Annotated in this window: 16 protein-coding genes; 8 read left to right on the forward strand and 8 right to left on the reverse strand. The window is 72.5% G+C overall.

Translation table 11 applies throughout. The features are described 5' to 3' along the window. The first annotated feature begins 134 nt into the window (after positions 1-134). Entirely contained in the window at positions 135-731 is a 597-nt protein-coding gene (locus ACFYMM_RS12520; RefSeq protein ID WP_388385825.1) for a histidine phosphatase family protein, read from the forward strand. A 20-nt stretch (positions 732-751) separates the two neighbouring features. On the opposite strand, the gene ACFYMM_RS12525 is transcribed toward ACFYMM_RS12520, so the two are convergent. Continuing rightward, positions 752-2176: a hypothetical protein gene (locus ACFYMM_RS12525; protein WP_388385826.1), complete on the reverse strand. Its 1425-nt coding sequence runs from the start codon at positions 2174-2176 to the stop codon at positions 752-754. A 263-nt stretch (positions 2177-2439) separates the two neighbouring features. Here ACFYMM_RS12525 and ACFYMM_RS12530 point away from each other — a divergent pair, with 263 nt between their 5' ends. Next, on the forward strand, positions 2440-2841 hold the full coding sequence (locus ACFYMM_RS12530; protein ID WP_388386218.1) for a hypothetical protein: 402 nt from the start codon (positions 2440-2442) through the stop codon (positions 2839-2841). Between the two features lie 66 nt (positions 2842-2907). Further along, on the forward strand, positions 2908-3777 hold the full coding sequence (locus ACFYMM_RS12535) for a spermidine synthase (protein WP_388385827.1): 870 nt from the start codon (positions 2908-2910) through the stop codon (positions 3775-3777). A gap of 63 nt (positions 3778-3840) precedes the next feature. On the opposite strand, the gene ACFYMM_RS12540 is transcribed toward ACFYMM_RS12535, so the two are convergent. After that, positions 3841-4347: a hypothetical protein gene (locus ACFYMM_RS12540; protein WP_388385828.1), complete on the reverse strand. Its 507-nt coding sequence runs from the start codon at positions 4345-4347 to the stop codon at positions 3841-3843. Positions 4348-4456: 109 nt separating this feature from the next. Here ACFYMM_RS12540 and ACFYMM_RS12545 point away from each other — a divergent pair, with 109 nt between their 5' ends. The 3 genes from ACFYMM_RS12545 to ACFYMM_RS12555 all read left to right on the forward strand — a co-directional run bounded on the left by ACFYMM_RS12545 (position 4457) and on the right by ACFYMM_RS12555 (position 8146). Next, on the forward strand, positions 4457-5167 hold the full coding sequence (locus ACFYMM_RS12545; protein WP_388385829.1) for a response regulator transcription factor: 711 nt from the start codon (positions 4457-4459) through the stop codon (positions 5165-5167). Then, positions 5164-6567: a sensor histidine kinase gene (locus ACFYMM_RS12550; protein ID WP_388385830.1), complete on the forward strand. Its 1404-nt coding sequence runs from the start codon at positions 5164-5166 to the stop codon at positions 6565-6567. Before ACFYMM_RS12545 ends, ACFYMM_RS12550 begins: the two co-directional genes overlap by 4 nt. A 109-nt stretch (positions 6568-6676) precedes the next feature. Next, positions 6677-8146, forward strand: a complete 1470-nt coding sequence (locus ACFYMM_RS12555; RefSeq protein ID WP_388385831.1) for a cellulose binding domain-containing protein — start codon at positions 6677-6679, stop codon at positions 8144-8146. Between the two features lie 61 nt (positions 8147-8207). Here the strand turns inward: ACFYMM_RS12555 and ACFYMM_RS12560 are convergent, their stop codons facing one another. The 4 genes from ACFYMM_RS12560 to ACFYMM_RS12575 all read right to left on the reverse strand — a co-directional run bounded on the left by ACFYMM_RS12560 (position 8208) and on the right by ACFYMM_RS12575 (position 13024). Continuing rightward, the gene (locus ACFYMM_RS12560) at positions 8208-9638 is read right to left on the reverse strand and encodes a GH1 family beta-glucosidase (RefSeq protein WP_388385832.1); all 1431 of its coding nucleotides are present in this window, start codon (positions 9636-9638) and stop codon (positions 8208-8210) included. Positions 9639-9765: 127 nt separating this feature from the next. Then, positions 9766-10671 carry a carbohydrate ABC transporter permease gene (locus tag ACFYMM_RS12565; RefSeq protein WP_388385833.1) on the reverse strand — a complete coding sequence of 302 codons (906 nt, stop codon included), beginning with the start codon at positions 10669-10671 and terminating at the stop codon, positions 9766-9768. Between the two features lie 11 nt (positions 10672-10682). Continuing rightward, the gene (locus tag ACFYMM_RS12570) at positions 10683-11693 is read right to left on the reverse strand and encodes a carbohydrate ABC transporter permease (protein WP_388386219.1); all 1011 of its coding nucleotides are present in this window, start codon (positions 11691-11693) and stop codon (positions 10683-10685) included. 5 nt (positions 11694-11698) lie between these two features. Next, positions 11699-13024, reverse strand: a complete 1326-nt coding sequence (locus ACFYMM_RS12575) for an ABC transporter substrate-binding protein (protein ID WP_388385834.1) — start codon at positions 13022-13024, stop codon at positions 11699-11701. Between the two features lie 328 nt (positions 13025-13352). Here ACFYMM_RS12575 and ACFYMM_RS12580 point away from each other — a divergent pair, with 328 nt between their 5' ends. Continuing rightward, a complete protein-coding gene (locus ACFYMM_RS12580; protein WP_388385835.1) occupies positions 13353-14408 on the forward strand; it encodes a LacI family DNA-binding transcriptional regulator in 1056 nt (351 codons plus the stop codon). A 140-nt stretch (positions 14409-14548) separates the two neighbouring features. Here the strand turns inward: ACFYMM_RS12580 and ACFYMM_RS12585 are convergent, their stop codons facing one another. Together ACFYMM_RS12585 and ACFYMM_RS12590 are read right to left on the reverse strand one after the other, a co-directional pair. Further along, the gene (locus ACFYMM_RS12585; protein WP_388385836.1) at positions 14549-15205 is read right to left on the reverse strand and encodes a L,D-transpeptidase; all 657 of its coding nucleotides are present in this window, start codon (positions 15203-15205) and stop codon (positions 14549-14551) included. Beyond that, a complete protein-coding gene (locus ACFYMM_RS12590) occupies positions 15195-15716 on the reverse strand; it encodes a SigE family RNA polymerase sigma factor (protein WP_388385837.1) in 522 nt (173 codons plus the stop codon). Before ACFYMM_RS12590 ends, ACFYMM_RS12585 begins: the two co-directional genes overlap by 11 nt. A gap of 89 nt (positions 15717-15805) precedes the next feature. Here ACFYMM_RS12590 and ACFYMM_RS12595 point away from each other — a divergent pair, with 89 nt between their 5' ends. Beyond that, positions 15806-16267: a sigma-70 family RNA polymerase sigma factor gene (locus ACFYMM_RS12595; protein WP_388385838.1), complete on the forward strand. Its 462-nt coding sequence runs from the start codon at positions 15806-15808 to the stop codon at positions 16265-16267. Position 16268: the final 1 nt, after the last annotated feature.

Consider the following 16268-nt stretch of genomic DNA (forward strand, 5'->3'; position numbering starts at 1 on the left):
CGCAGGGATCGCCCGGCGGGTTGCCCTTGCCCAGGGTGCGCGATGATGGGGGAGCCCCGCCCCTCGTTTTCTCCACCGACGCTCCACCGACGTTCTACCGACTCCCTCCCGTTCCTCTCCCGGAAAGGTTCCCCATGGCACCGCGCATCCTGCTGGCCCGGCACGGACAGACCCAGTGGTCGCTGTCCGGAAAGCACACCGGCAGGACCGACGTGCCGCTCCTGGAGGAGGGCCGGCGGGGTGCCAAGCTGCTCGGGGAGCGGCTGCACCGGCCTCCGCTGGACGGGCTGGCGGGAGCGGAGGTGCGGACGAGTCCGCTGGCACGCGCGCGTGAGACGTGCGAGCTGGCCGGGTTCGGCGAGCGGGCGACCGCCTGGGACACGCTGATGGAGTTCGACTACGGCGCCTACGAGGGGATGACCCCCGCCGAGATCCAGGCCGTGCGGCCGGGGTGGCTGATCTGGCGGGACGGCGTCCCCGGCGGCGAGTCGCTCGCCGAGGTCACCGCCCGCGCGGACGAGGTGGTCGCATGGGCGCGGTCCGCCGAGCGGGACGTGCTGGTCTTCGCCCACGGGCACATCCTCCGCTCCATCGGGGCTCGTTGGCTGGGGCTGCCGTTGTCCTTCGCGGCGCGGATACGTCTGAACCCGACGTCCCTCTCGGTGCTGGGCTGGGCCTACGGTGAGCCCGCGATAGAGAGCTGGAACGACCTCGGGCACCTGGCCGGTTAGCCGCCGGGCGGGGCCGGCCCTCAGAGCATGCGCGGCAGCGAGGCGTGCCGCTCCAGGAAGTCCGACACCCCCGACGCCCGCCGGTGCGGCAGCAGCACCCGGGCCGTTCCCGCCAGCATCGTCTGGATGCGGGAGGACTGGACCTGGTCCAGCAGGTCCAGGACGTGCAGGCCGGCCAGGGCCGCCTCGTCGGGGTGGCCGCCACGGGCGAGGTCGTCGGCCAGTTCGGCCGTGTACAGGGCGATGTTGCGGGTGAAGTGCGGGTCCTGGAGCTGGGCCGCCCGCCGCGCGTGCCGGGCCGCGCGGGTCCAGTCGCCCAGCGTCGACCAGCACTGCGCCTCGAGGCCCTCCAGCTCGGCCTCGCCGTAGAAGCTCATCCACTCGGGGTCGGCGTCCGAGTGCCCTCGCGCGAACAGGGCCTGGGCCCGCGCGAGGGCCTGTTCGCAGCCGGTGCGGTCGGCGAGCCCGGCCCAGCCGCCGGCCTCGCGCAGCGCCAGCAGCGACATCAGACGGGGCGAGCCCAGGGGGCGTGCGGCGCGCTGGGCGGCCTGGGCCGCGCGGACCGCCTCGCGGGGACGGCCCGCGTCCCGTGCCAGGAACGCCGTGTTGCAGAAGGCGTGCGCCTCCAGCCCCGGGTCACCGGTCATGCGGGCGGTGGCGAGGGCCTCCGCGTAGTGCGAGCGGGCGTCGTCGAAGCGGCCGGAGTCATGGGCCAGCCAGCCCACGGAGATGGCCAGTTCACCGGCGCCCGAGTGCAGCCGGTCGGCGGTCGTCTGCCGGGTCGCGCCGGCGTCCAGCAGCGCGTAGGCGGCGCGCAGTGGGGCCGCCGCGCGCCGGTACAGTCCGTCCGCGCCGTGCCGGTCGTCGAGCAGCCGGATCCGTCGGACGGCCTCCTCCAGGGCCGCCGCCTCGGGCGAGCCGGCCCGCCGCAGCGGCCGCGGCGCCGCCGCGGCGTCGATGGTGAGCCCCAGTGGGCTCAGCGTGACGGCGGCCACCGTGGCGCCTCCGCCGGTCATGAATGCGCGACGCAGCACGTCGCTCTCCTCGTGGTTCTCGTGCGGGTCGTACGGGTCCTCGGTGTCATACGGCTCGATGGCTCCCCGCGTCTCACCGGTGGCGTACGCCGGGGGCGCCGCCCCGGCCGGCCGGGCCCCGCGTCCGCGGACGGAGGAGCGGGACGCGAAGCCGAGGTCGGCGAGCGTGCGGCCGGGGAACATATGCAGGAACACCCGTTCGTACGCGTAGTTCGGGCAGCGGATCTCACCCGCCTCGACGCGGCCGACGTAGCGCGCGTCACAGCTCACCCGCTCCCCGATCTCACGGGCGGCCCGCCGCACCAGGGCGGCGAACTCGGCCGGTGAGCGCCGGCCGCGAAGCTGCCGGAAGGCGAGGTTCGGCCGCGTGGGCCGATCGGGCTGTGACGAGGTCACGGTTGACGACGCCATGGCCGGGTCCTCTCGTGCGAACCGTCGAACCATGCCGGATCCGGGCGTTGACACCCTGATTCCAGCGGGCAAGAACGTACCTGCTGTGTCGGACCCGCCACGCAGTGTTTAGCTACAAACCGGATATCTCATACGTGATCTGCCATGAACTGCCATCCTTTGCGGCTGACTTGCGCCGTAGCCGTTGACGCCGGACGGCGTTGTCCCTCATGGACTGCAAGCATGGACTGCAAGAGGGCAGCGCGGTGGAGGCGCTCATGGGCATGGAGACCGGCCGGAGCAACGAACCTGGTACGCCGTCGTCGGTGACGGCGTGCGACCCGGCATGCGACCTCGTGACGGTTCCGGCCCGGCAGGGGCTGGAGGCGGTCGACATCCTGCGCCGCGGGGCCGGGGACGCGGTGGGCGCCGTACTGCACGACGACGGGTGCGACACCCTCGGCTTCGTGGTCCCGGCGGGTACGGCGGCCGCCTGGGACCTGCCGGGCAGCACCTGTACGGAGACCCACGGGCGGGGGCTGAGTCTGGCCCCGGAGCCGCTGGCGGGGGGCTCGGACTGGCTGGTGCCGCCCGGCGACGCCGACCTCGCGACGGACCCGGCGGTGCTGCGCCGGGCCCTCGGGGAGGCGGCCCGGATGATCGAGGCCGCGGACAGCCGCAGCTGAGGCGGCGCCCGCCCACCGGTCCCTTCCGGTACGGCACCTGCCGTCGCCGCCTGCGAAAATGGCCCAATGGGCAAGTCCAGGAACACCCGGCGCAGGCCGGCCGCCGCCGAAGCCGTCGTGGAGGCCGTCGACGGCGGGCTCGCGCAGCTCATCCCCGACCCGGACCGCACCCGGGCCTGGACCCTGCTCATCGACGGGGCACCCCAGTCGCACGTCGACCTCGACGATCCCGCGTACCTCTCCTTCGAGTACCAGCGGCGGCTCGGCCACGTCATCGACCTCCTCGCACCGCCCGGCCGGCCGGTGCACGCCGTGCACCTCGGCGGCGGCGCCCTCACCCTCGCCCGGTACGTCGCCGCCACCCGCCCCCGCTCCACCCAGCAGGTCGTCGAGCGGGACGCGTCCCTGGTCCAACTGGTCCGCCACCGGCTGCCGCTGGACCCGGCCGCCCGGATCAGGGTGCGCTCCCTCGACGCGCGCGCGGGGCTGGCCAAGGTGCCGGACGGCTGGGCCGACCTGGTCATCACCGACGTCTTCAGCGGCGCCCGCACCCCCGCGCACCTCACCTCCACCGAGTTCCTCGACGAGGTCCGCCGGGCCCTGAAACCCGCCGGGGTGTACGCCGCCAACCTCGCCGACGGCCCGCCACTGGCCCATCTGCGCGGCCAGATAGCCACCGTCGCCGCCCGCTTCGGGGAGTTCGCGCTGATCGCCGACCCGGCCGTGCTGCGCGGCAAGCGGTTCGGCAACGCGGTGCTGGTCGCCTCCGACGCCCCGCTGCCGGTCGCCGAACTGACCCGGCGGGCCGCCTCCGACCCGCACCCCGGCCGCGTTGAGCACGGCCGGCAGCTCACCGACTTCACCGGCGGGGCCGCCCCGGTGGACGACGCGGCGGCGGTGGCCTCACCGGCCCCGCCGCCCTCCGTGTTCCGCTGACGCCTGGCGTCCGGCCGTTCTGGCCTCCGGCCGTCCTGACGCCCGTCGTCCGCCGGCCCGGCGTCAGTACGTGCCCACCGTCACGTGCGGCGGCCCGTCGTGCCAGTCGCAGAACACCGACACCCGGTCCGTGCTCCTGGCGAACTCCACCCGGATCCACGTCTGCGTCTTCCACACCTGCATCGACCAGCCCGTCCCCGGGGTCGCCGAGACGAGCGCCGCGCCCGTCGTGCCGAGGTCGAAGACCGCCCGCCCGCCGTCGGTGTCGTAGCCCCTGACCTGACCGGACGTGGAGGACGCGGGGCCGGCGCCGGGGGTGTGCGAGGGCGTCGGGGCCGCGGTCGCGGACGGTTTGTCCGCGGACGACGTCGCGGGAGCGGGCGGCCGGGACGTCGGCGGGGCCGGCGGAGCGGAGTCCTGCGCGCTCGCCCCGGACGCCGTGACCGGCAGGGCGCGCGGCGGATCGTAGGCCGTGCCCGCCATCACCGTGTGCACGCCCCACCACGACAGCGTGACCGCCGCGCCCGTGGCGAGCGACCACGCCAGAACGGCTACCAGTCCTCTGCGCATCGCGGGCCATCCTGCCTCACCCGTCCCACCGGCCGCACACGGTCTGCACATCGTCTGAGTTATCCACAGGCCCCCACCGGGTTGTTCGACATGGCGTACGGTGCGGCGCATGGCAAGTGTGCTCGTGGTCGAGGACGACCAGTTCGTCCGCTCGGCGCTCATCCGGCACCTGACCGACGCCTCGCACACCGTGCGCAGCGTGGGGACGGCGCTGGAGGCGTTGCGCGAGGTCGCCCATCTCCGCTTCGACGTCGTCATCCTGGACCTCGGACTGCCCGACCTGGACGGCTCCGAGGCCCTGAAGATGCTGCGCGGCATCACCGACGTGCCCGTCATCATCGCCACCGCCCGGGACGACGAGACGGAGATCGTCCGGCTGTTGAACGCCGGGGCGGACGACTACCTGACCAAGCCGTTCTCCGTCGAGCACCTCTCCGCCCGGATCGCCGCCGTCCTGCGCCGCTCCCGCGCCGCCGCCGACACCCCGCCCTCCAGCGTGCTGCGGGTCGGTGGCCTGACCGTCGACCCGCTGCGCCGCCAGGCCGAACTGGACGGCGCCCGGCTCGACCTGACCCGCCGGGAGTTCGACCTGCTCGCCTTCCTGGCCGGCCGCCCCGGCGTCGTCGTCCCGCGCCGGGAACTCCTCGCCGAGGTCTGGCAGCAGTCCTACGGCGACGACCAGACCATCGACGTCCATCTGTCGTGGCTGCGCCGGAAACTGGGGGAGACCGCCGCCCGGCCGCGCTATCTGCACACCCTGCGCGGTGTCGGGGTGAAGCTGGAGCCGCCGGGACCGGGCGAAGCGGAGCCGGTGCGATGAGATGGGCCCTGGTCAAGGTGTGCCTGGCGGTCACCACGATGGTCGTGGTCGCCTTCGCCGTGCCGCTCGGACTGGTCGTCAGGGAGATGGCCCGCGACCGCGCCTTCTCCAACGCCGAACGGGAGGCCGCCGCCGTCGCCCCCGCCCTGTCCATCACCACCGACCGGGACAAGCTGGAGCGCGTGGTGGCCTCCGCCGGCGCCGACTCCGGGATGGCCGTCCACCTGCCCGCCGCCGACGGCCACGCCCCGGTCGACCTCGGCCGGCGGCGCGCGGCCGGCCAGGACATCGAGACCGTACGGCGGCTGGGCCGCGCCTCCACCACCGCGGTCACCGGCGGCTTCACCCTGCTCCAGCCGGTCGCGCTCAGCTCCGGCGCCATCGCGGTCGTCGAGGTCTACGTCCCCGAGTCCGAGGTCAGCAACGGCGTCGGCACGGCCTGGGCGGTTCTGGCCGGCGTCGGCATCGCGCTGATCGTCGGCTCGGTCGCGGTCGCCGACCGGCTCGGCGTGCGGATGGTCGGGCCCGCGCGGCGACTGGTCGAGGGCGCGCACGAACTGGGCGAGGGCAAGCTGGGCGCCCGGGTGCCGGAGGACGGCCCGAGCGAACTGAGACTGGCCGCAGTCGCGTTCAACTCCATGGCCGACCAGGTCGTCCAACTCCTCGCGAACGAGCGGGAGCTGGCGGCGGACCTGTCGCACCGGCTGCGCACCCCGCTGACCGTGCTGCGGCTCAACGCGGCCTCCCTCGGCGACGGGACCGCCGCCGAACAGACCCGCGCCGCCGTCGCCCAGCTGGAGCGCGAGGTCGACACCATCATCCGTACGGCCCGCGAGGCCAAGCCGCAGACGGCGGCCGTGGGTCCGGGCGCCGGATGCGACGCGGCCGAGGTGGTCCGGGAGCGGATGGGGTTCTGGTCCGCGCTCGCCGAGGACGAGGGCCGCAAGTGGCGGCTGGCCGGCGTCGACCGGCCGGTGCGGATACCCGTGGCCCGCGCGGACCTGGCCGCGGCCCTCGACGCGCTGCTCGGCAACGTCTTCCGGCACACCGCCGAGGGCACCGCCTTCGCGGTCGACGTCCACAACGGCGAGGACGCCGTGATCGTGCTGGTCTCCGACGCGGGCCCCGGCATATCCGACCCCGAGGCGGCGATGGCGCGCGGCCGGGGCTCGGGCGCCGACGGCTCCACCGGTCTCGGGCTCGACATCGTGCGCCGGCTCGCCGAGTCGACCGGCGGGGACGTCCGGATCGGCTCCTCGGTGCTCGGCGGGACCGAGGTCCGCGTCTGGATCCAGCTGGACGGCCGGGAACCGGTCAGACGGGGCCATCGCGGATCCGTGCGCCGACGCCGCCGCGGCACATTGGTCTCTACCTTTAACCGCCCCCGATCCCTCCCTTAAGCGCACCCTAAGATCCTCAACGACCGTCCGCATCAGGCCGTTTGTCCGATTGCCGCTCGCTAGCGTGCTGCCGCACCCCACCCCTTGAACAGCGAAGGCAGGCAGGCGCATGAGCACGCACCGGCGCAGGATCAGTGGCAGGAACAAGGTGATAGGCGGTCTCGTCGCGGCGGCCGTGGTCGGTGGCGGCGCGGTCGTGTTCAGCGGCATCGCCCAGGCGGCCGGGGTGGGGGCCGCGTACACGAAGACCAGCGACTGGTCGACCGGGTACACCGCGCAGTACGTCGTCACGAACAACACCGCCCAGACGGAGAAGGACTGGACGCTGGAGTTCGACCTGCCGGCCGGTGCCAGGCTCGGCTCGCTGTGGAACGGCGAGTCGAGCGTCAGCGGGCAGCACGTCACCGTGAAGCCGGCCAAGTGGGACACGGCGGGCCTCGCCCCCGGCAGGTCGGTCACCGTCGGCTTCGTCGTCGACGGCACCGGCGACCCGGCCGGCTGCCGGATCGACGGGGGGCAGTGTTCCGCCGACGGCACCGCGACCCCGGAGCCGAGCGGGCGCCCGACCGTACCGGCCACGCCGGCCCCGACCGCGACGCCCACCGCCAGGCCGACCCCGACGACCCCGGCCCCGACGTCCACCCCCACCCCGTCCCAGAGCACCGGCACGGGCACCGGCACCGCCGCCTCGGCCGGCTTCGCCCCCTACGTCGACACCTCCCTCTACCCCGCCTTCGACCTCCTCGCCGCCGCCGACGCCACCGGCGTCAAGAACTACAACCTGGCCTTCGTCACCGACGGCGGCGGCTGTACCCCCAAGTGGGGCGGGGTGACCGGCCTGACCGACGACGCCGTGGCCGCCCAGATCGGAGCACTGCGCGCCAAGGGCGGTGACGTCCGGGTCTCCTTCGGCGGCGCCTCCGGCTCCGAACTGGCCACCACCTGTTCCTCGGTGGACGCGCTGGCCACGGCGTACGGCAAGGCGATCGACGCCTACAAGCTCACCAAGGTCGACTTCGACGTGGAGGGCGGCGCCCTGCCCGACGCGGCCGCCAACACCCGCCGCGCCCAGGCCATCGCCAGGCTCCAGGCCCAGCACCCGGGCCTTGACGTCTCCTTCACCCTGCCCGTGATGCCCGAGGGCCTCACCCAGGACGGCGTGAACCTCCTGTCCGACGCCAAGGCCAACGGCGTGAAGACCGACACCGTCAACATCATGGCGATGGACTACGGCCCCTCCTACAACGGCGACATGGGCGACTACGCCGTCCAGGCCGCCACCGCCACCCAGGCCCAGGTCAAGAGCGTGCTCGGGCTGTCCGACAGCGCCGCCTGGAAGGCGGTCGCCGTCACCCCGATGATCGGCGTCAACGACGTCTCCGCCGAGATCTTCAAGGTCGACGACGCCACCCAGCTGGTGGACTTCGCCCGGTCCAAGGGCCTCGGCGGCCTGTCCATGTGGTCGGCCGCCCGCGACAGGCAGTGCGCCGGCGGCGCCAAGAACACCGCCGACGCCACCTGCAGCTCGATCGTCCAGGACCCGAACGCCTTCGCGAAGGCGTTCGGGGCGTTCAACTGACCGGCACCCGGAACGGAAGAGGCGCGGCACTCCCCTCCGAGTGCCGCGCCCCCGCCGTCGACTACGCCGCGTACCGCACCGGCGGCAGCGTTCCGGTGCGGGCGGCCTGGGCGTACCAGTGGGCGCTGGACTTCGGGGTGCGGGTCAGCGTCGCGTAGTCCACGTACACCGCGCCGAACCGCTTGCCGTAGCCGTACGCCCACTCGAAGTTGTCCATCAGGGACCACAGGTAGTAGCCGCGCACGTCGGCGCCGTCCGCGATGGCCCGGCGGACCGCGGAGAGATGACCGTGCAGGTAGGCGATGCGCTCGGGGTCGTGCACCCGGCCGTCGTCGTCCACCTTGTCGTCGTAGGCCGCGCCGTTCTCCGTGATGTAGAGCGGCAGGCCCGGTGCCTCGCGGGTGTAGCGCATGATCAGCTCGTGCAGTCCGGTCGGGTCGATGGTCCAGCCCATCTCCGTGCGCTCGCCCGGCGTCTGGTGGAACAGCACGTCGTCGGCGCCCGGCCAGGGGGAGTGCTCGCTGGCCCCGTGCCCGTCCGCGCGCGGGCCGCTGACCTCGGTGGCGGCCGCCGAGACGAGGGCGGGCGTGTAGTAGTTCAGCCCGAGGGCGTCCAGCGGCTGGTTGATCAGGCGGAGGTCGCCGTCGAGCACGTACGACCAGTCGGTGACCGGCGCCGTGGCCGTCAGCAGCGACTCCGGGTACGCCCCGTGCAGCATCGGACCGTGGAAGACCCCGTTGGCCAGGTCGTCGATCCGCCCGGCCGCCGCCAGGTCCGCCGGGTCCTTCGAAAGCGGCCTGACCACCGAGGAGTTGAGGCTGATCGCCACCTGGTTGCGGGCCGGCATCACCGACCGCAGGGCCGTGGCGCCCAGCCCGTGCGCCAGATTCAGGTGGTGGGCCGCCCGCAGGGAGGCCGCCGGGTCGGTACGGCCGGGGGCGTGCACCCCGGAGCCGTAACCGAGGAAGGCGCTGCACCACGGCTCGTTGAGCGTGATCCACTGCTCCACCCGGTCGCCGAGGGCCTCGCCGACGATCTGCGCGTACTCGGCGAACCGGAACGCGGTGTCCCGCTCCGGCCAGCCGCCCGCGTCCTCCAGCTCCTGCGGCAGGTCCCAGTGGTAGAGGGTGACGGCCGGCTTGATGCCGCGCGCGAGCAGCTCGTCGACCAGACGGCGGTAGAAGTCCAGGCCCACCTGCACGGCGGGACCCCGGCCGGTCGGCTGGACCCGGGACCAGGAGATGGAGAACCGGTACGAGTTCAGGCCGAGGTCCGCCATCAGCGCCACGTCGTCGCGGTAGCGGTGGTAGTGGTCGACGGCGATGTCACCGGTCTCGCCGCCTGCCGTCTTGCCCGGCGTATGGCTGAAGGTGTCCCAGATCGAGGGGGTGCGGCCGTCCTCCCGCACCGCGCCCTCGATCTGGTACGCGGAGGTCGCGGCGCCCCAGACGAAGGCGGGGGGAAAGGTCACGGGCGTAATGGGTTCAGGCATGGAAGCGCTCCCATGAGGGGTCGAGGAGACCGGAGAGGGAATGGAGGGAAGTGAGGCGGTCACTGGCCGGGGCCGGGGCGACGGCGGCCCGGCCCCGAGGGCTGGCGAAGCGGCGCGCCGGCCGCCGTCAGCCCTTGACGGCGCCCTGCATGATGCCGCCCACGATCTGCTTGCCGAAGATCGCGAAGACCAGCAGCAGTGGCAGCGTACCGAGCAGCGCGCCCCCCATGATCAGGGACTGGTCCGGGGTGTAGCCGCGGCCGAGGCCCGCCAGGGCGACCTGCACGGTCGGGTTGCCGTTCTGCGTCAGGACCAGGAACGGCCACAGGAAGTCGTTCCAGGTCTGCACGAACATCAGCATGCCCAGCACGGCCATCGCCGGACGTGCCGCCGGGAACACCACGTGCCACACCACGCGCCAGCTGCTCGCGCCGTCCATCCGGGCCGCCTCGATCAGCTCGTCCGGCAGCGCCTGGGTCAGGTACTGGCGCATGAAGAACACGCCGAACGCGCTGACCAGGGACGGGAAGACGACCGCCTGCAGCTGGTCGGTCCAGTTCAGCTTGGCCACCATCATGTACAGCGGGATGACGCTGAGCTGCGGCGGCACCATCATCGTGCCGATCACCATCAGCATCAGGATGTTGCGGCCCTTGAAGCGCAGCTTGGCGAAGGCGAACCCGGCGATCGTCGACAGGAAGACGATCGTCAGGGCGGAGATCCCGGCCACGATCGTCGTGTTGACGAAGGCCTTGCCCAGGTTGGCCTCGTTCCAGGCCAGGTCGAGGTTGTGGAAGAGGTTCCCGCCGAACCAGAACGGCGGGGGCGTCTCGGCCAGCCGGTTGTTGGTGCGGGAGGCGGCGATCGCCGTCCACACCAGCGGGAACAGCGAGCCGATGGAGAACAGGATCAGGATGGCGTACGCGATCGGGCCGGCGTGCAGCGTGCCGCCGGCTCGCGCCGCCTTGGTGCGGCGGGTGCGCCGGGACTCCTTCGGCGGTGCGTCCGCGGGTTTCGTCAGGGTCGTCGTCACGGCCGGGTCTCCTAACTACTGGCGCGCAGCCGGCGCGAGATGACGTAGTTGACGATCCCGATCACGATGAGGATCAGGAACATCGTCCAGGCGATCGCCGATGCGCGGCCCAGGTGCATGTTCACCCAGCCCTGCTCGTACAGGTACAGGCCGAGGGTCTGGAACTGGTGCTCCGCACCGCCCGAGGCCCCCTTGTTCGCGTCGAAGATCAGCGGTTCGCCGAACACCTGGCTCGCCCCGATCGTCGAGACCACGCAGGTGAACAGGATCGTCGGGCGCAGCTGGGGCAGCGTCACATGGATGAACTGCCGCCAGCGGCTGGCGCCGTCCAAGGCCGCCGACTCGTACAGGTCCTGCGGGATGGCCTGCATGGCCGCCAGGTAGATCAGCGCGTTGTAGCCGGTCCAGCGCCAGATGACGATCGTCGAGACGGCGATCTGGGAGGGCCACTTGTCGTTCTGCCAGTCGATCTTGCCGATGCCGACGGAGTGCAGCGCCCAGTTGATCATTCCGTAGTCCCGGCCGAACAGCAGGACGAAGACCAGGGAGGCCGCGGCGATCGACGTCGCGTACGGCGCGAGCATCACGACCCGGTAGAACGTGGAGGCGCGCAGCTTGTAGTTGAGGATGTGCGCGAGGCCCATCGCCATCAGCAGCTGCGGAACCGTCGAGATGATGCCGATGGTCAGCGTGTTCTTCGCCGCGTTCCAGAAGAAGTCGTCGTCGAAGATCCGCGTGTAGTTGTGCAGGCCCGCCCACTGCATGTCGTTGGGCGCGGTCAGCTCCACCGTGTGCAGCGAGGCCCACGCGGTGTAGACCAGTGGGAACAGGCCGAAGGCCACGAAGAGGAGGAAGAACGGCGAGATGAACCCGTACGGGCTCCACTTCAGGTCCCGCTGCCAGCGGCGGGAGAGACGGGCGCGGCGCCGCCGCTCCGCCTCCGTGGACGCGGCGGGCGGACGGGCCGGGGCCGCGCCCCCCTCCTTCGCGGGGGGCGCGGCGGTGTCGTGCCGGGTGGACATACCGGTCACTTCTCCAGGTTGTTGTCGATGGTCTTCGTGGCCGTCGCCCAGGCCTCGGCCGGAGACTTGCCCTTCGTGACCAGGATGACGCCGTTGTCCGTCAGGCCGCCCTGGATGATCTGGTCCTTCGGGCCGATCACCTGGGTCGGGATGGACTTGGCCGCGTCGGCGAAGATCTTGCCGATGGGCGCGTCGGCGGTCATCGCGTTCTTGGCGTCCGTCACCAGCGGCAGGCTGTAGGCGCCCGGGGTGCTCGGGAAGCTGCCCTGCACGCTGAACAGCTTGGCCAGCTGGGCCGGCTCGGTCAGCCAGACGGCCAGCTTCTCGGCCTCGGTGACGTTCTTGCCGCTCTTGGGCACGGCCAGGAAGGTGCCGCCCCAGTTGCCGGCCTTGGGCGCGGCGGCCACGTCCCACTTGCCGGCGGCGTCGGGCTTGGACTGGCCCTTGAGGTAGCCGAGCATCCACGGCGGGCAGGCGACCGCGGCGAACTTGCTGTTGGCGATCGTCGAGTTCCAGGCCGGCTGGAACTGCGTCTGCGGCTGGACCAGCCCCTCCTGCGCGGCCTTGGCGGTCAGGTCGAAGGCGCTCTTGATGGCCGGGTTCGACTTGTAGACGACCTTGCCGGAGGCGTCGTAGAACTTCTGCTGGTCGCTGCTCATGACCGCGTTGAGCAGACCGCCGGGCGAGTCCATGAAGTAGGTGCCCGAGGGTGCCTTCTTCTTGAACGTCTCGCCGGCGCTGATGAGCTTGTTCCAGTCGCCCGCCCACAGCTGGCCGACCTTGTCGCGGTCGGTGGGCAGACCGGCCTGCTGGAAGAGGTCCTTGCGGTAGCAGATCGCCATCGGGCCGATGTCGGTGCCGAGGCCGATGGTCTGGTTGTCCTTGGTGGTGGCCTGCTGCCACTTCCAGTCCAGCCAGCCGCTCTTGTTCACGCCCGACACCTTGGAGAAGTCGACCAGCTTGCTCGCGAAGGTCTGGGTGACCTCGGCGATGTTGCCGACCTCGACGGCCTGGATGTCCTGCAGGCCGCTGTTGGTGGTGAGGTGGTTGACGAGAGCCGGGTAGTAGTTCTCGTTCCGCTCGACGACGTTTTCCTGGATCTTGATGTTCGGGTGGAGCTTCTCGTACTCGGAGTAGAGCCCGGCCTCCTTGAAGCCCTGGGTGCCGAAGAGTCCGAGCGTGATGGTGGTCGTGCCCTTGCCGCCACCACCGCCCGACGAGTCGGGCTTGCCCCCACTGTCGTTCGCACAGCCGGCCAGCAGCCCGGCGCCCAGCGTGGCGACGGCCGCCAGGACCACCACCTTGCGGGCGGCGTCGGTACGTGCTCGCATTGCGTCCTCCTGTTGCCCTGACGTGCCGACCCCCCGGCCAACTGCATTGTTGGGCCCGTTAGTTCACGCTGCGGCTCGGGCGGGGAACGTGCGGGTTGTGTATGTGCCAGGTACTGTGGGAGCGCTCCCACAAGTGATGTGTTGAAGAGTCGTCGGTTCGAGCGGGGGTGTCAAGGGAGTGAGCGCGGAAGGTGTGTTCAAGTTATCGGCCTGTTAGCTGATCTCCGGGAGAGTCCGAGCGGCGGCCGTCGGCGCGGGCGGGACTGTTAGATTCCAGGTCTGGAGACCAGGTCGGCGGGGATGAACGGTGTCGAGGGAGGCGGAGCCCATGGCAAGCCACGGAACGCGCGGCCGCAGTGGTGGCCGGCCCACCCTTGAGGAGGTCGCCGCCCGGGCCGGCGTGGGCCGGGGCACGGTCTCGCGGGTGATCAACGGCTCACCCCGGGTCAGCGACGCGACCCGCGCGGCGGTCGAGGCGGCGGTAGCGGAGCTGGGCTACGTCCCCAACACCGCCGCGCGCGCCCTCGCGGCCAACCGCACCGACGCCATCGCGCTCGTCGTCCCCGAGCCGGAGACCCGGTTCTTCGCTGAGCCGTACTTCTCGGACATGCTGCGCGGGGTCGGGGCCGAACTCTCCGACACCGAGATGCAGCTGCTGCTGATCTTCGCGGGCAGCGACCGGGAGCGGCAGCGCCTGGCCCAGTACCTGGCGGCCCACCGGGTGGACGGCGTCCTGCTGGTCTCGGTGCACGCAGACGACCCGCTGCCCGACATGCTGTCCCAGCTGGAGATCCCGGCGGTGATCAGCGGCCCGCGCTCGGCGGCGGAGACGCTCACCTCGGTCGACTCGGACAACTACGGCGGCGCCCGCTCGGCCGTCGAGCACCTGCTGGCCCAGGGCCGGCGCACGATCGCCCACATCACCGGCCGCCTCGATGTCTACGGCGCCCAGCGCCGCGTCGACGGCTACCGCGACGCCCTGCTCGACACGGGCCGTAAGGCCGGCGAACTCCTGCTGGAACCCGGTGACTTCACCGAGGAGGGCGGCCGGCGCGCGATGACCCGGCTGCTGGAGCGCGCTCCCGCGCTGGACGCGGTGTTCGCCGGTTCGGACGTGATGGCGGCGGGCGCCCGCCAGGTACTGCGCGAGGCGGGCCGCCGCATCCCGGACGACGTGGCCCTGGTCGGCTACGACGACTCGGCCATCGCCCGCCACATGGACCCGCCGCTCACCAGCGTCCGCCAGCCCATAGAGGAGATGGGCCGCGCCATGCTCGACCTGCTCCTCACGGAGATCGCCGACCGCCGCCCGGCCGCGTCCCGCGATCTGGAGCGCCGGCATGTGGTGCTGCGCACGGAACTGGTGACGCGGGCGTCGTCGTAGGCGTCAGGCGTCCGGAGCCGTCCGCGACCTGGCCGGCCCCTACCCTGTCGGGTCGACGTCGCCGGCCGCGGTGACCAGCGGGTCCACGCGAGCGAACAGGCACCCCGGCTCACGCGCCGGCTGGTCCTCCGTCGTCCTTGTCACGCGGAGGGTGTCGCCCAGGGAACCGCCGGTGCGCGGCCCTCGATGTCGACCACCAGTCCGGTCGGCGACCGGTCGTACAGCCACTTGGCGTCGGCCGTCCGCAGGCCGATCCAGCCGGACGTGAGGTCGGCGACGCCGGGCGCCGTCCCATCGGTGATCATGCCGAAGACGGCCGTGGTCGTGCCGTCGTCCGCGCGGAGCCGGATCACCCAGGGCACCTTGTAGCGATGGTCGTGCGGCCTGCCGACCATCGCTCCCGACACCACGGTGGCGGGGGCCCTGGAGACGACGGTCATCCGCCCGGTCGGGGTCGGCGTGTGCGGGAGGCCGGACGAGAGGGGCATGCTGCGGCCGCCGACCATGAGGAGCCGCGACGACAGATCCACCTCGACGTCGGGCGCCGGCTGTCGTGAGAGCGTGCTCGTCGGGCTCGTGGCCGGCATGTCCTGTCGCCCGGCGCCCGACCCGCCGAGGCTCAGCACCAGCGCCAGGGCCACGGCCGCCACCCCGGCCGTCCCGCCGAGGACCGTGAGCGTACGGCGCCGACGCCTGCGCCGCTGGACCAGGCCGCGGATGCCGGCCCCGGAGACGGACGGCGAGCGCTCGGCGGACTCGGCGAGTTCACGCAGGACGGTGCCGAGATCATCGGACACGGTCGTCCTCCCTCTCCCCGAACTCCCCGTCTTCGGCGCCCAGTTCCCGCGCCAGCGCGGCCCGGCCACGGGACAGCCGGGCCTTGACCGTACCCACGGGCGCACCGGTCTCGGAGGCTACCTGCTCGACACTCAGGTCGCACAGATGGTGCAGTACCACCGCCATGCGCTGCGCCTCCGGCAACCGCCGCAACGCGGCGACCAGATCGGCGAGGTGCGCGTGCCGCGACTCCGGGCCGGGAGTGCTCTCGGGCGGCGGCGTCCGGCGCACCAGCTCCAGCCACCGTCGCGCCCGCCGCCACCGGCTCACCGCGAGCCGCATCGCCACGGTCCTGATCCACGCCTCGGGAGCCCCGTCGGCGAGGAAGTCCCGCCGTCGGTCCCACGCCCGTACGAACGCCTCCTGCACGACGTCCTGCGCCTCCCCGTGGTCCCCGGTGAAGGCGTAGAGCTGGCCGGTCAGCCGGGGGAACGCGGCGGCGTAGAACGCGTCGAACTCATCCTCCGTCATTTCCCTGGCGTCCCTTGCAACCCGGTGGTCCCTGCCGTGCGTACAGGTCCCGTACGCCGCACATCGAAACACACAGCAGGGGGATCACGATGACCAGCACCAGAGCCCAGGCCTCCCACTCTCCCTCCCCCCGGGAGGACTTCACGGCCTACGCCACCGAGGCCTGGCCCCGCCTCCTGCGCACCGCCCGCCTTCTCACCGGCGACCCGGACGAGGCGGCCGACCTGGCGAGGGCGGCGCTGGCGGAGACGTACGCGCGCAGACGGAGGGTGCCGCGGGACGACGCCGACTTCCATGTGCGGCGGACACTGGTACGGCTGCACGGCCGCCGCCGTCCGACCCGACGGCGGCGCCCGCTCACCGCGCTCGGTCGGGCGCTGGCGGACCTGCCCGTCCGGCAGCGGGTCGTGCTCGTGCTGCGCCACGGCGACGGACTGACCGAGTCGGAGATCGCGGAGGTGCTGGGCTGCTCGCAGGGCGCGGTGACGTCGTACGCGCGGCGGGGCCTGGCCGCCCTGAGCGCCGGGTCTCTCCCTGAGGCCCGCCCATGAA

It is taken from the genome of Streptomyces sp. NPDC006739 (assembly GCF_042869815.1).
Taxonomy (GTDB): domain Bacteria; phylum Actinomycetota; class Actinomycetes; order Streptomycetales; family Streptomycetaceae; genus Streptomyces.